Annotated in this window: 10 protein-coding genes; 3 read left to right on the top strand and 7 right to left on the bottom strand. The window is 52.8% G+C overall.

Annotated elements, in window-relative coordinates; all coding sequences use genetic code 11:
• Nucleotides 1–72: 72 nt before the first annotated feature.
• The 3 genes from BCV73_RS12070 to BCV73_RS12060 all read left to right on the top strand — a co-directional run bounded on the left by BCV73_RS12070 (nt 73) and on the right by BCV73_RS12060 (nt 3,209).
• Entirely contained in the window at nt 73–1,554 is a 1,482-nt protein-coding gene (locus BCV73_RS12070; RefSeq protein ID WP_089547277.1) for a DHA2 family efflux MFS transporter permease subunit, read from the top strand.
• Between the two features lie 153 nt (nt 1,555–1,707).
• The gene (locus BCV73_RS12065; protein ID WP_076165600.1) at nt 1,708–2,943 is read left to right on the top strand and encodes a cytochrome P450; all 1,236 of its coding nucleotides are present in this window, start codon (nt 1,708–1,710) and stop codon (nt 2,941–2,943) included.
• A 29-nt stretch (nt 2,944–2,972) separates the two neighbouring features.
• Entirely contained in the window at nt 2,973–3,209 is a 237-nt protein-coding gene (locus tag BCV73_RS12060; protein WP_076165602.1) for a DUF362 domain-containing protein, read from the top strand.
• 96 nt (nt 3,210–3,305) lie between these two features.
• Here the strand turns inward: BCV73_RS12060 and BCV73_RS12055 are convergent, their stop codons facing one another.
• The 7 genes from BCV73_RS12055 to BCV73_RS12025 form a co-directional block, all read right to left on the bottom strand.
• On the bottom strand, nt 3,306–5,774 hold the full coding sequence (locus BCV73_RS12055; protein WP_256992827.1) for a family 43 glycosylhydrolase: 2,469 nt from the start codon (nt 5,772–5,774) through the stop codon (nt 3,306–3,308).
• A gap of 115 nt (nt 5,775–5,889) precedes the next feature.
• A complete protein-coding gene (locus BCV73_RS12050; protein ID WP_089547276.1) occupies nt 5,890–7,650 on the bottom strand; it encodes a glycoside hydrolase family 2 protein in 1,761 nt (586 codons plus the stop codon).
• Nucleotides 7,647–9,680, bottom strand: a complete 2,034-nt coding sequence (locus tag BCV73_RS12045; RefSeq protein WP_089547275.1) for an alpha-L-arabinofuranosidase C-terminal domain-containing protein — start codon at nt 9,678–9,680, stop codon at nt 7,647–7,649. Before BCV73_RS12045 ends, BCV73_RS12050 begins: the two co-directional genes overlap by 4 nt.
• A 59-nt stretch (nt 9,681–9,739) precedes the next feature.
• On the bottom strand, nt 9,740–10,639 hold the full coding sequence (locus BCV73_RS12040) for a carbohydrate ABC transporter permease (protein WP_076165610.1): 900 nt from the start codon (nt 10,637–10,639) through the stop codon (nt 9,740–9,742).
• A 16-nt stretch (nt 10,640–10,655) separates the two neighbouring features.
• Entirely contained in the window at nt 10,656–11,618 is a 963-nt protein-coding gene (locus BCV73_RS12035; protein WP_089547274.1) for an ABC transporter permease, read from the bottom strand.
• 44 nt (nt 11,619–11,662) lie between these two features.
• Nucleotides 11,663–13,234 (bottom strand): extracellular solute-binding protein, encoded by a 1,572-nt coding sequence (locus BCV73_RS12030; RefSeq protein ID WP_076165616.1) that lies wholly within the window; start codon nt 13,232–13,234, stop codon nt 11,663–11,665.
• Nucleotides 13,235–13,361: 127 nt separating this feature from the next.
• Nucleotides 13,362–15,026 (bottom strand): response regulator transcription factor, encoded by a 1,665-nt coding sequence (locus tag BCV73_RS12025; RefSeq protein ID WP_089550215.1) that lies wholly within the window; start codon nt 15,024–15,026, stop codon nt 13,362–13,364.
• Nucleotide 15,027 lies beyond the last annotated feature (1 nt).

Below are 15,027 nucleotides of genomic sequence, written 5' to 3'. Positions count from 1 at the left end.
ATGTTAATTATCCAACACATTGTAAATTAAGTCTAGAGAGAAAAGAAAGGAAGGAGTAGATTGAGTCATCCTATGGACACAACCAGTAGTTCGGTCAAGAAGGGCCCGATTCTAATCATTATGATTTTGGGCGCCTTCCTCGCAACACTGAATCAGACGGTCATGAGCGTGGCCACCCCGGAATTGATGATTGATTTCAACATTTCGGCCACCACGGCTCAATGGCTGACCACGGGCTACATGCTGGTCAATGGAATCCTGATTCCGATTACGGCTTATTTTATGCAGAGGTTCACCACCCGCCAGCTGTTCCAAGCTTCGATGATGATCTTCCTCGTCGGAACCATTGTGTCCGCCCTCGCGGTCAACTTCCCGGTTCTGCTCACGGGACGTATGATTCAGGCTGCAGGCGCCGGCATCATCATGCCGCTGTTAACCAACGTAATTTTGGTATTGTTCCCTCCGGAAAAGAGGGGCGCGGCTATGGGGATGATGGGACTCGCCATCATTTTCGCTCCGGCGATCGGCCCGACACTTGCCGGTTACATCCTGGAAAATTTCAAATGGCAAACGATGTTCTATGGCATGATCCCGCTTGCCGTTATCGTCATTATCTGCGGCTTTATTTATTTGAAAAACGTGTCGGAGACCGTCCGCTCCAAGATGGACATCATCAGCGTCGTTCTGTCCACAGTCGCATTCGGCACGCTGCTGTACGGTTTTAGCCAGGCAGGGAGCCAAGGATGGTCCAGCTCCGAAGTACTTGTGTCCATTGCCGTCGGTGTGATTGCCCTCGGGATGTTTGTATGGAGACAGCTGGTTTCCAAGAAACCCCTGCTGGATCTCAGGGCTTTCAAATACAACATGTTCTCCCTGACCACGGTGATCAACATCATGGTTACGATGGTCATGTATGCGGATATGATGCTGCTTCCGTTATACCTGCAAAATGCACGCGGCTATTCCGCCCTGGAATCCGGATTGCTGATGCTCCCGGGTGCGCTTGTGATGGGACTGCTGATGCCCGTCACCGGTCGACTGTTTGACCGCTTTGGCGCCAAATGGCTTGCCGTTGCCGGATTGATCATTACGATCGCAACCACAGCCGGATTCATCAACTTGACGGATCATACCACCTATGCGTATCTGCTGCTCATGTCGACAGGACGCCGGATCGGTATGGCGCTGCTGATGATGCCGATTCAGACCGCAGGTCTCAACCAACTGCCTGCCCGATTAAACGCGCATGGAACAGCCATATCCAACACCGTGCGTCAAGTGGCTGGTGCGGTCGGTACTTCCCTGTTGGTAACGGTCATGTCCGACCGGACGAAAACGCATCTGACGGACATGATGACGTCCGGCGGCGCAGCGGCGAATCAGAAGCAACTGGTGCTTGAAGCGACCATCCAAGGAATTAACGACGCCTACGTTGTCATTATCGGCATCGGTATTGTTGGCCTGCTGCTCTCGTTCTTTATCAAGCGTACGTCTCGGAGTATGGAGCATGCATCCGAAGCTGCGATCCAAAAAGGCGTCGTGAGAGAGGCATAAGGGTTCGCCCATAGTCTTGATCCAACCGTTACAACCGGTAAGCGGACCTTTAGGCATAGGTCATTCGGTCGTGGTTCCTCTGTAGATTATATGTTAAATTAACATATGTTAATTTAAATATATTCCAAATAATTCAAACCGGGAGGGAGTATTATGCAGAAGGAAATTATCTCCTTAGCTAAAATCACCCAATTTCGATCCGCCGTGGAAGAATTCAGTCCCTTTGAATGGTACAGGCACCACTTGGAACATGATCCGATCAGCTATAATGAGGAAACGAATTCCTGGAATGTCTTCCGGTATGAAGATGTAAAAAGAGTATTGAGCGATTACGAGTACTTCTCCAGCGTGAGAGCACGGACGACGATCAGCGTCGGCGCCGATAATGAGGAGGGTCAGCATAACTCCGGGCGGGTCGATCTCAGCTCGGATCCTCCGGAACACCGCAAAAGCCGCAGCCTGCTGTCGGCGGCGTTCACGCCCAGAAGCTTGAAGCTGTGGGAGCCGCGCATCCATGAGGTGGTCAGCCAGTTGATCAAGGACATGGGTGACGACCCGGTCATCGATATCGTCAAGAGCTTCTCAAGCGCGCTGCCCACCATCGTGATCGCCGACCTGCTTGGCGTTCCTTCCGAAGATCGCTTCTTGTTTAAGGAATGGGTCGATCATCTGTTCCTCCCTCTTCCGGCCGACAATGTCGAAGATGTTCAGGAGCTGAAGCGGCAGGCGGCAATAAATTACTACAACTATCTCTATCCTCATGTCATCGCCAAAAGAAGCCAGCTCACCGATGATATTATTTCCGACCTGATCCAGGCCGAGGTCGATGGCGAACGTTTGACCGATGACGAAATCGTCCGGATGACCATGTTCATTCTCGGGGCCGGCATTGAGACGACAAGCCATCTGCTGTCCAGCACGTTCTATTCCTTCCTGTATGATAACGACCAGATCTATGGCGAGGTCCAGGCTAACCGCGAGCTTCTTCCGAATACGGTGGAAGAAATGCTTCGCTACCGGTTCCACATGGCGAAAATGGACCGTACGGTGAAGCAGGATAATAACGTGCTCGGCGTGGAGCTTAAAAAAGGAGACGTCGTCGTCGCTTGGATGAGTGCTGCGAATATGGATAAAGAGGTTTTTGAGGACCCGTTTACGCTGAACATCCACCGTTCCAACAATAAACGGCATTTGACCTTCGGCAACGGCCCGCACTTCTGCCTGGGAGCACCGCTGGCCCGGCTGGAAGCCAACATCGGCCTGGGGCTGTTCATGGACCAATTTGAGCGGATTGAGCCCGTTCCAGGATTCAAGCTGGAAGATCACCTAACCCCATCCGCCGCCGGACAGACGCTGACCTCTTTACCGGTACGCGTGATACGCCGGTAGTAAGCATTTCATCGAAAGGGTGAGACCGAATGCCTTATGTGATTACTTCGGGATGTATTGATGAAAAAGCGGCAGAATGCGTGGACGTTTGTCCGGTAGACTGCATCGAGGAAGGCCCGGACCAATTTTTTATCGAGGCGGATATTTGTATTGAGTGCGGTGCCTGTGAGGTAGCTTGTCCGGTCGGAGCCGTTTTTTACGATACGGATGTGCCGGACGAAGAAAAACATATGATCCAAAAAGCGGAGGATTTTTATAAATCGTGATGATGCGATCATGAGAACAGCCTGCCGATCCAGAAATCGGCAGGCTGTTGCTGTTACGGAGAGTACGCAGAGATCGGGCTACCTTCCTGTTACGACTTACGGCGAAACTTTAAAGTTATCAAAATGCGTATGCTTATTGGCCGTTCTGACGCCTGCTTTGCCATGCGTGAACGGGTTCAAACTGTTGTCCGTATAATCGATTTTCGGTTGGTTCATATCATCCACATAAACTTTCATATTTGTCCCTTTCGCCACCACTTTCATATGGTACCAGGTGTTGGTCGCATAAGTCTGCGGAGCACTTTTGATGAACGTCCAGCTGTAACTCATCTTGCCGAGGTTAACCCCGCTTGTCGTCAAATAGGCGTAGTACCCCTGGAAGGCGTCATAGTTGTTTTGCCCCCGCTCCGTGCCATGGGAAGGATTGGACACCCTGAAGAGCAATCCACCGTCACCTCCAGCGTCGATCATTTTGACGTCGGCTTCGACCGTGTAATCCGCCCAGTTCGCGTCACCGATCGTGGACTTGGCAGGTCCAGAGCTCCCAGCGCTGTACTCGCCGTTCTCTACGGCCCATGTCCCTTCAAAGCGCGTCCATCCGTTGTCATTCCCATCGTTAAAGTCATCGCTAAGCGCTGGGACTTGTGCGTTCTTATGGAACGTCATCCGCGAGAAATCGGCCTCGCCTTTGACGAATTCGACTCGAAGCTCCCGCTGCCCGGCGTTCAGATAGACTCCCTTCTTCGTTACGGTCTGCCAGTTATCCCAGTCCCCTGTGTTTGGCACGTCGATGATTCCCGTTACGTCCGTCGATCCGTCCCACAGGCGGATTTGCACACCGTTCATCGTCGTGGCCATTCGGAAGTCGATATCGTAATAACCGCTTGATTCCACGTTGACTTTGTATTTATACCATTCTCCCGTTTGATTCCAGCCCAGATTAAACAGCCCTTCGCTATTGAGACGAATATCGCCCGCGTCCGTGCGGTACGCGCCGCCGATATTATTCGCGGTCGTGTCATGATAGGCGACACCCTCGCCTCCTTTCATGTAATGCACCGCTTCGATCGTGCCTGGAACCGGTTTGTAAGCATCCCATGCGCTGCTTCCGTTGACATCGTTACTGACAGCGATATAGCCGAAATCCGCATGCGTATCTTCCGTCAGGACACCGATTTTACCTCCGCCCAAATTGGCCGTCCGCGTCCCTTTCAGCATGCCGTCGACGTAATACTTAAACGTCGTGCCGGACTTCTCGATGCGAATGCTGTGCCATTTCGTGTAATCAAAACCTGCAGGCAAGTCGAACGTTTGCCACGCTTGATCCACACCGTTGATCCGGAAGGACGTCGCAAGGCGGTTGTTTTTCGAGCTTAGCAGCGCTACGCCATAATTGTTCTCATCCGTATACGAGAAGGTGGCCCCGTATCTTGGGCTGGCGGAAGTGCCCCGCTTCATTTCTTTCGTATTGAATTCAGCCGTATAATCGGAAGCGCTGGATGCCGACGAAATCTGTTTGTACCAGGTCGTATCCCCGATCGAGTCCTGCCACATCAGCTCCTGATTGTAGATGCCCCAATGGCCGCCGTTGACATTGGTCCACCCGCTGCCGATCGATGTCCGGTCGAAGTAATCGTAGAATGTGGGCATCGCCGGATCCTGCTGCGGCGTTGTTGTCGGTCCCTGAACGATCATCTTGTCGTTGTTCCAAACGATGCGGTCCATATTCAGATGACGGAGCGGACCGACTACGCCTGGCCCCTCCAAGTTGTGATACACGATGTAATGGGTATCGAGGTTAGGGCCGACCACCACCGTGTTGTGACCAAGTCCCACGGTCGGGCCTTCCGTGCTGATTAACGCCGGATTAAGGCTGTCGGCAACGTAACCGGACCGCGGACCTGTCGTACTCACCGCATAATCTACCCGGTATCCTTTGCTAAACACGTGATTGCCGGTATAAGTCATATAGTATTTGCCGTTCCGCTTGAAGACGGTCGCCCCTTCGGTCCAGCCTCCCATGCCGACACCTGTAGACGAGCTCGCCCCGATTGATGTCGGGCTGCTCATCGGTGCTGCATCGATGCGTCCCTGACCGGCATGATAGAAGCTGAACGATCCGTCGTCGTCGATAAAGACGTGTCCGTCGATCGTTTTGCCGAGATTGCCGGTAACGACGTTGAACGGACCGGTAGGACTCGTGCTGCTGAGAACGTAATGTCCTTGGCCTGCCGGCGATGTATACATGTAGAACATGCCGTTCCAATAGACGACCTCAGGTGCATAAGCGCCATGCGTAATCGGGTCCGTTGCGGCCAAACCCCGGTAGGACCAGTTCACCAAGTCCTTGGAACTCCACACCTTAACGCCGTCATCCGTATCTCTTGTACTCACATACAAATAGTAATATCCGTTAAATTTCAAAACGTAAGGGTCTCCGAGTCCATACTGCCCCCATTCGTCAGGAAGTGTTCTCGGGTTTTGATAAGCAGAGGTTTCGGTGGGCACCGTGGTGATCAGGGAAAATGTAACCGCTACCAATATTAGCCATCGCAAGGATTTCACTATGATATTACCTCCCTAATTTGTACGATAGATTACGTTTTTCGTAAATGGATCTGATAACGGGAAGAGCCAAAAGAATTATGATTCTTTTGGCTCTTGGAGTATCGGCGTTCGGTTATGCCATATTGATCTGTTTAATTTTCTCGAGCGGAAATTTTGGCGTACGGTCTTCGTTCAGAATCCCGTTAATCTCCTGCTGTACATCAGTCAGCTGCGTATAGCAGTAGCCAACGATGGAATCCACACTCTTGATCGCCATCGTCAATCCCTCGAACCGGCTCAGAAACTCCTCTTCAGTTGCGACTTGACGTCCGTAACCCCAGCCTTTGTCCGACCGGAACGCAATGCCGCCGTACTCGGTGATCATTATAGGCTGGCCCCGGTATTCATACCCTTCGGCAAAAGCGAATTTCCATTGGTTACAGGTCGTTTCGCAAGTTAAGACAGCCTCCAGGTTCGAGTACCGTTTCATGAACCCGTCTCCATTTTCGACATAATCATGCAGTGTCAAAATATCGGATACGGTGTGCTCCCAGCCATCGTTAGTAATAACCGGCCGGTACGGATCAATCGCTTTGGTTAAATGATAAATGCCCTCGGTGAACTTCTGCTGTCTTGTGTCGCGAAGGATCGATGCAATCCCCCAAGATTCATTGAAGGGTACCCACGTGATAATGCTCGGATGATTGTACTGCTGCCGGACGATCTCCAGCCATTCCTTCGTAAACGCCTCGACCGCCAGATCGTGGAATTCAAAGGTCGCAGCCATTTCAGACCATACCAGCAGACCTTTTACATCGCACCAATAGAGGAAGCGGGCGTCTTCGATTTTCATATGCTTGCGAACACCGTTATAGCCCATCGCTAACATGCTGTCGATATCTTCGATCAGGGCTTCCTCGCTCGGCGGTGTCAAATGGCTGTCCGTCCAGTACCCCTGATCCAGGATCAGCCTTTGGTAGATCGGCACGTTATTCAGCAGCACCCGGCCATTTTCGATCGAAATTTTTCTCATTCCAAAATAGGAAAAGACGCGGTCCACCACTTGGCCGTCCAAAGTCAGGACAAACTCAACATCGTACAGATTCGGGTGCTGCGGCGACCAAAGGCATTTTTTCCACGGCCCGTTCGCCTCATGAATCAGATCCACTTCCACCGTCAGGCAGGGGCGGTCAATCACTAAGCTCACCCGCTTCACAGGCTTGCCCTTCAATGTAACGATCGCCTCCAGCCTCAAATCGCCTGAAGTTTCCACCCCCTCCACTTGGTAATCGAAACGGACAATCGACCGGTCGACATCCGGTGTGATTTTGACGGTTTCCAGCCGCTGCTCTTCTACATATTCCAGCCATACCGTCTGCCAAATGCCCGTCGTCTGGACATAAAAGCATTCGAAGTTGTCCTTCGTCCAGCGCTGTTTGCCGCGCGGCTGGGTGCATCTGTCGCTGTCTTCTGCTTTCACCGTAATTTGGTTATCGGCGCCAAAGACCAAATATGGCGTGATATCAAAGGAAAAGGCGGCATACCCGCCCTGGTGGCTGCCGGCCATCTGGCCGTTGATCCACACTTTGGCAACGTGATCGACGGCTTGAAAATGCAGGATGACCCGTTTTCCCCCGGCTTCTTTCGGGATATGTACCTTTTTGTTGTACCAGACGTAAGGGTGGAACTCTTCGATCCCGATTCCGCTCAGCCGGGTTTCGTACGTAAAAGGAACGTTGATCTTATGCGTTTCAGCGAACGTCTCCTGCCAGCGTTCCTGTTCTCCCGCGTTATGGTCGTCGAATCGGAAATCCCACGCTCCGTTCAGGCTCATCCAGTCGCCTCTGACGAACTGCGGCCTGGGATAATCCTTGATATAGCCTCTGGTTGTCATTTTGCCACTCCTGACCTTTGTTCTTTCTTGATTTCTACCGCATACACCGATGTTTTCCGTAAAGGATAACCGTCCTGCCAGGCGGAAACCGGAACGACACGGGGCACGCATTTGATGCGCTCCGGTTCGAAAACGGAGTTAATGTCTTCGAAAAAGTCGCCTGTGATCTCATGTAAAATAGTGTCACCGAAAGGTTCGAATGAAAGCAGGTCAAGCTTCGCCTTTACTTCATGCAGGCTGCGGTTCACGATCAACAAAGTGATGACGCTGCCGTCCTCGTTAATACCTGCGGTCACGTCCAAGTCAGGCACCGCATCAAGCCCGATGCGCGTCTGCTTCGGCGACTGCACGGCAAAGGTGCCGCACTCCGCATCCACCGGCAGGATCCGCCGGATGTCCCGGTTGGCGTACAGCTTCAACACTTCATAGGTCGGCGTTCCGTACACTGTAAGCGGCAGGCCGCTCCAGCCGGGCTTCTTGCCGCGGTATTGATCGGCATAGTAATCGCCCACACGGATGCAGCCGCCAAGCCAACCGTTCACCAGATCGGAGAAGCTGCCGATGTGCACCATATCGCTCCTGCGGAGCATTTCGTTTAGGTTGGCGGCGTTGGCCACGGCGGCCCCCAGCGTGTGCTCATCCGGCAGCCCTTTTCGCACCGTGTTCGGAAAATACATGGTGTTGTACTCGGTGACGGCGAGCTTCACATGGCTGTGCTTCGGATTCGCGTGTATGAGTTCCTCCGCCTGCCGGATATCTTCTCGGGTCCATTCCGGGAAGGTTGCGATGGCTTTATATCGTTCCTCCGCCGGCGTATCGCGGTTCATCCCAAAGCGTCCGAAACCGTGGTATAAATGCATCGTCAAGTAGTCGATATGTTCGCCCGCAATATCGAGCACCGGCTTGTTCCATTCCGGGTCGGTATGCCCGCAGCCCAAGATGACGATGGACGAGTCGACCGCCTTCATCGCTAGCGCGAACGCCTTGCAGCGCTCGGCGAATTCATCGGCGGAGCAGGTTCCCACCTGCCAGTCGCCCCATACTTCGTTGCCGATTTCCCAATACCGTACGTTGTACGGCTCGGGATGACCGTTCGCCGCCCGCAGCGCTCCCATCGGCGTGTCGATGCTTCCGTTGCAGTATTCCACCCACCGTGCGGCTTCCTCGGCCGTACCAGACCCGTCGTTGACCGAGATCAGCGGTTCCACCTGCAGCTCTTGGCAAAACCGGATAAATTCGTCTGTCCCGAAATACTTGCTCGTCCATCCGCCCCAAGCTTCGTTGTACATCACTGGCCGCTCCAGTACCGGACCCACGCCATGTTCCCAGTGGTATGCGCTGATGTAATTCCCCGAGAGCCGCATCATGCCCGCATTCAGTGGCCGGGTCATATCGATCACCTCGCGTTTCACCAGGCCGATGTTGTCCTCAGGAAGCAGGGATACGTGATCGAGCCACAGCATGCCGGTGGAAACATGGTCGGTCCAGCGGGGATGGTCTGCCGGAACATAGACGCGAATCTCCGCGTCGGCGCAGTTTCTGGAGACGGGCAGGCTGGCTTCGTATTCCTGCCAATTGTGGCTTTTGAGCTCCATTTTCACACGCCCAAGAAGCTCCTCTGTCCGCCGGTCCACCGCGTCCAGTATGATATAACGGAGCTCAACGGATGCGCGGGCGACAATCCGGACCGTGTATGTCATCGGTCCCTTTAGCGCAGCGTTCTGTGCGATGCCAGCGTATGCCTCATCGTCGCTCACGATCCGAATGCGCTGAGCGCGGCCTGAATGTCTCAGTGCCGGCGCTTCCAGCGCATATTGCGTATTTCGTCCGTTCGTAAAGGGGAACCAGCTTCCCGACACGGCGCTCTCTCCGGTTTTCTCGCTTTCAAAATCCATATCTCTTAAGGGAAAGGCCAGCATCGCTTCCATATGGTCGCGAATATCTTCCACAAAATGCCCGAAGAGATAGGGGTTAACCGTATGTTCAGCAGGCCGGCTGCAGTCGATTGTTATCGTCGCATTCGTTTGCACAATGTACCTCCATAAGTAAGATGTTATTAAACGCCGCCAATAAAGGCGTCTGCCCTTGTCTATCCTTTAATGGAGCCAATCATGACGCCTTTGACAAAATGCCGCTGCACAAAAGGGTACATAATCAAAATCGGCAGGCTGGAAATAATGATGACCGCGTACTTGATACTTTCCGCAAGCAGCACCTTACTCTCCAGTCCGACGTTGCCGTCAACGGCGTCGGTCTGGCTGATCAACAGGATTTCCCTCAGGACAAGCTGCAGCGGATACCGTCCCTCGTCGCGGATATAGATCAGGGCATTAAAAAATGAGTTCCAATGGCCGACGGCATAAAACAGCACCATAACGGCCAGTATTGGCTTGGACAGGGGCAGGATGATGTTGATCAACAGCCGCCAGTTCGAGCATCCGTCGATGTGGGCGGCCTCCTGCAGTTCCCAAGGGATGCTGCTCTGAAAGTACGTTCTCATAACGATCAGGTTGTACGTGGAGATCGCTCCCGGAACGATCAAGGCCCACATCGTGTCCAGCATGCCCAGATTTTTGACAAGCAAATAAGTAGGGATCAGCCCGCCGCCAAAAAACATCGTAAGCGTAATGATGACCATCAGCATTTTCCGGCCGGGCAGATCGGGTCTTGACAGCGGATAAGCCGCCAATATGGTCAGGATCATATTGACGATCGTGCCGACTACCGTATAAATGATCGTATTCATGTATCCCGTCCATATTTTTCCGTTATGAAAAATATTCGAGTACGCGTCCAAAGACACGCTTTTCGGCAGCAGCCATACTTCCCCGTTCAGCACCTTCGCCGGGTCGCTGAACGAAGCGCTGACCACGAAAATGAGCGGATAAAGCACGATCAGAATGATGAGCGATGCGATCGTATACACGATCGCATCGAACACCCGCTCATCCCTGGGTCTGCTGATCATAGCAGCAGCTTGTTTAGACATGGCGCATGGTCCTCCTTTACCAAAGGCTCGTTTCCGACGTTTTGCGTGCAAACCGGTTCACCAATAGCAGCAGCACCAGGTTAATGACCGAGTTGAACAGCCCGATGGCCGCGGTGTAGCTGTACTCTCCTTTGAGAATACCGGTGGTGTACACAAACGTGGAAATGACATCGCTCGCCTCAAGGTTCAAATTGTTCTGCATTAGTAATATTTTCTCGAATCCGATGTCCATGAAATGGCCGATGTCCAGGATCAGCATGATCACGATGACGGGAACGATTCCCGGCAAGGAGATATGCCACACGCGCCGCAACCGGGAGGCACCGTCCATCTTCGCCGCTTCGTACAGCTGGGGATTGATCCCGCTGAGCGCCGCGATGTAAATGATGGATTGCCAGCCCATGTTCTGCCATATGTTCGAGCCGATGAAAATCGTTTTAAACCAGCCGGCCTCCTCCAGAAATCGGATCGGCGAACCGCCGAATGCCTCAATCAGCGAATTGATCGGCCCCGTCGTAGGCGAGAGGAATACGTTCAGGATGCCTACGATGACGACGACGGAAATAAAGTGCGGTATGAACGTAATATTTTGCAGCAGCTTACTGAACGACTTGCTGCGAATTTCATTGACGATCAGCGCCAGCACGATGGAAATCGGAAAAGCGATCAGCAGCGAGAACAGATTAATCGATAACGTGTTCCACAGCAGCCGCCCGAAATAATACGAATCGAAAAACCGTTCGAAATGATCGAAGCCGACCCAGCCGCTGCCTATAATTCCTTTGGCCGGATTAAAATTTTTAAAAGCAATTTGCAGACCGTACAGCGGCCCGTAATGAAAGATCAAATACCAGGCGATCGGCACCAGCAGCATGAGATACAGGTCGTACCGCTTGACCATCTGAATCCATATGCGTCTCCCCCGTCTTGCGGAAACCCGGGATGGAGCGGCCGTCGCCTGGACTTGCGCGCTCTTCATAACCATCTACTCCTTACCTCATGAGGAAATATCATCAAATTCGATTACTTTTCCATCTTGTCATAGGCTGCTTGATACATCTCCTGAAGCTTGTCGATCTGCATCTTTTTCAGCGTGGATTGGAATTCATCCCATTTATCGAAGCTGAGCGCACCGGCAATGAATTTCGTGCTTTGCTCTTCGTAATACTTGTCGATATCGTTCCGGAGGATGTTGACTTCCTGTGCCGTCTTCTCGTCGAACATCGGAGCCGCATAACGGACCTTCGGCATGTATGGATCCAGCTTCTTCTGAGCTTCCTGCACCTGAGGAGGATTGATATAAGAGGCTACCTTATCACTAATGAGGTGTGGCGCTCCTCCCCCTGCATAAGGTGTAATTTTTGGCTGGTTATCGGTCTTCAGGAAGTCTTCTTTATAATATGGAATTCCGTCCTTCAGCTCATAGTGCTCGCCTTCTCGCCCGAACCGCAGCAGGGTCGATCCTTCGTCGCTGTAGAAATAGTCGATCCAGCGCATGGTGATTTCCGGATATTTATTGACGGACGAAATGGCGAAGGCACCAAAGTCACGCGGCACCGGCGCTGTCTGGGCCTGCAGCCGATCGCCGTGCGGACCTGCCGGAGGCGCAATCCCTACATATTGGTCGGCAATTGGCAGAAAGTTGTTGTTCGTCTGATCAAAGAAAAATCCGGCATTGCCCGAGCCCTGTTTGGCCAAATACTGTGCTTCCTTCTGCGAGAACAACTCCGGATCCAGAAGCTTCTCTTTGTACAGCTTGTTCAGGTACATGAGCATCTCTTTGTTCTTCTCGCTGCCCATCCAGATGTTAACCTTGTCGTTCTCCAAATTGATGTTGTAGCCAAGCTGCTGATCGAGACCAAACGATCCGCTCATCAAGTTGACGACAGCCAGGCCCGCCCGGGCGGTCATCGGAATTTCATCCTTCTTGCCGTTGCCGTTTGGATCCTTATCGCGGAAGGCCACCAGCACATCGTACAATTCGTCCGTCGTTTCGGGCTCTTTCAGGCCCAGCTTCTTCAGCCACGCCTCATTGATCCACTTCTTATCCGTACGGGCGGCTGCAAGCGTCACGATTCCCGGGATCGCGTAAATGTGGCCTTCCGGTGTCGTGATCGCCGAGCGGATTTCCGGGTACTGTTCCATCAGTGATTTCAGGTTCGGCGCATATTTGTCGATCAGGTCTTCCAGCGGAATCAATTGGCCAACGGCACCATACTGCGTCGCTTCAAGCGGCGTAATGCCTGAGCGGTAAAAAGCGTCGGGCAGCTCATTGGACGCGAACAGCAGGTTTTTCTTCTCCTGGAAGCCGTCTGTCGGCGCTTCGGTGAAGTTTACATGCACATTGCTCATTTTTTCATAATCCTGAAACACCGGCATGTCCTTGAAAGGACCATTCAGCGGAGCAATCCGGGTGAACATGTTCAGTGTGACGGGCTCTTTAGTTAGCGGAAACCCGGTCTCATTCACCGTTGCTTCGGACGGCTCTGCCGTCTTGGCTTCGGATCCCGAACCGCTGTTGGAGCTGCAGCCTGAGAGCAGTAAAGCGGAAACGAGCGCTGTGCTCAGCGCGTATTTACCCCAAAGTTTGTACATGATTCTATGACCTCCGTTTTTGTATATTTGGGAACAGTTGAAAGCGTTTCCCCTGGTGCATGTGAGTATTATAGTTCACCCGGCATGACAGCAAATTCTACTTATTTGACTATTTACTCCACATATTTTACGGTTTCGACCGCTGTCGTTCCGGACGGAGGCTCTCCACATAAGCATGCGGTGTCATCCCGGTCAGCTCCTTAAACACTTTGAAAAAGTAGTTATATGTCGTAAAGCCCACTTGGCTGCTGATTTGTTTGACCGAATATTGATCGCTCTCCAGCAGCTTTTGGGCCGCTTCGATGCGTATGCGGTTTACGTATTCCGAGAAGTTGCACTGCGTCTCCTCTTTGAATAAACGGCTTAAATAAGAGGGATTGAGCCCGATGGAAGCAGCCACCATTTCCAGGTTGATATAACCTTGATACCGCTCCAATATAAAATGGATAGCCTGCGAGACATGCCGGGAATAGCTGCCTCCAGCACGCTGACGCTTCAGTAAATTCAGCAAGGCGGTGAAGTAGGATCTCAGCCATTCCTCAAGCTCATCCATGCTGCCGATCCGCCCCAGATCGCGTCGAGGTGGGAGTTCGGACATGGCGGCTTCTGCTGCAGGCGTGGAAATGGACTTTTTCAGAGCTTTGTCGCCGGTTTGAAGCAGTTCGCTGACAATCATCTGCACTGCAGGCGAATGAAGCGGCTGATGGCATACAGAACCGCAGACGGAGGCGATCAACTGCTGCATCCTTTCCTGGTCCAGACTTTCCAGGGCAAGAAGCAGCTGTTTCTGTTCCTCAATGGTCAAGGCAACGCGAAGATGCTGCACGTTTTTTGCAGCAGGCTCGTTATGGGTTACATGTTCGGATGGTATCTCATTCTCCACGGCAGGAGAGGTATCGAGCGCCTTTTCGGCCGATCTGTAGCTCGTCCCCAGCTGCATCAAGCTAGCACATGGATGCCCAAGAGCATAGACAGATTTCAAATTCAGCATCAGCTCCAGCGCATGCTGAACTTTGCCCATCCAGCGGTGCGCCTCGCTGCTGCCGGCATTTTCGCTGCGCTCCTTGAACGCAAACACAACCATCAGCCGCCCGTTCTCCACATAAGCGGCCGTCCGCTCATGGATATCTCCAAGGCTCTGCTGCATCACATCAACCGCCTGCTGCACCAGACGGTTTGTTTGGCTGTCGCTGAACGATTCCGTCAGCAGCAGGAACGGGATGATCTGCAGTGCCGCTGCCGCATAACGGACAGCACCTGGATACAAGCCTTCCAGCCCGCCCGCAACCTCAAGGCTACCTACCCCTTCCCCGTGCTCTCTCACCAGCTCGGCAATGCGGCTTCTGATCAATACGGGCTTCATCGTCTCCGCCATTTTTTTGCTCGCCAGCCTTCCTTCCTCCACCCGGTCTTCTTCCTGCAAATCCTTAACGGCTTTGCCCAAAACGTTCAGCAGCAGCGCCTCATCAAGCCGGTGCTTGAGCAAATAGTCGACCGCCCCATTCCGCAAGCATTCGCGGACATAATCGTAATCGTCATAACTGCTGAGCATGATCGTCTTAACCGACGGATACCGCTCACGGAGGATGCCTTGGAGCTCTACCCCGTTCATCTCCGGCATGTTCACATCGATAATGGCGATGTGGGGCTGCGACTCCTCCATCATCCCCAATGCTTCCGTCCCGCTGTATGCTTCGCCGACGAACTCGAACCCGTGCTTCTTCCAGTTGAATAACGTTCGAATGACATTGCCAATCAACGGCTCGTCGTCGATCAACAGTACTTTAAACATC

Origin of the sequence: Paenibacillus sp. SSG-1 (assembly GCF_002224835.1) — a bacterium.
GTDB classification, from domain to species: domain Bacteria; phylum Bacillota; class Bacilli; order Paenibacillales; family Paenibacillaceae; genus Paenibacillus_AQ; species Paenibacillus_AQ favisporus.
This window is presented reverse-complemented; position numbering and strand designations above follow the sequence as displayed.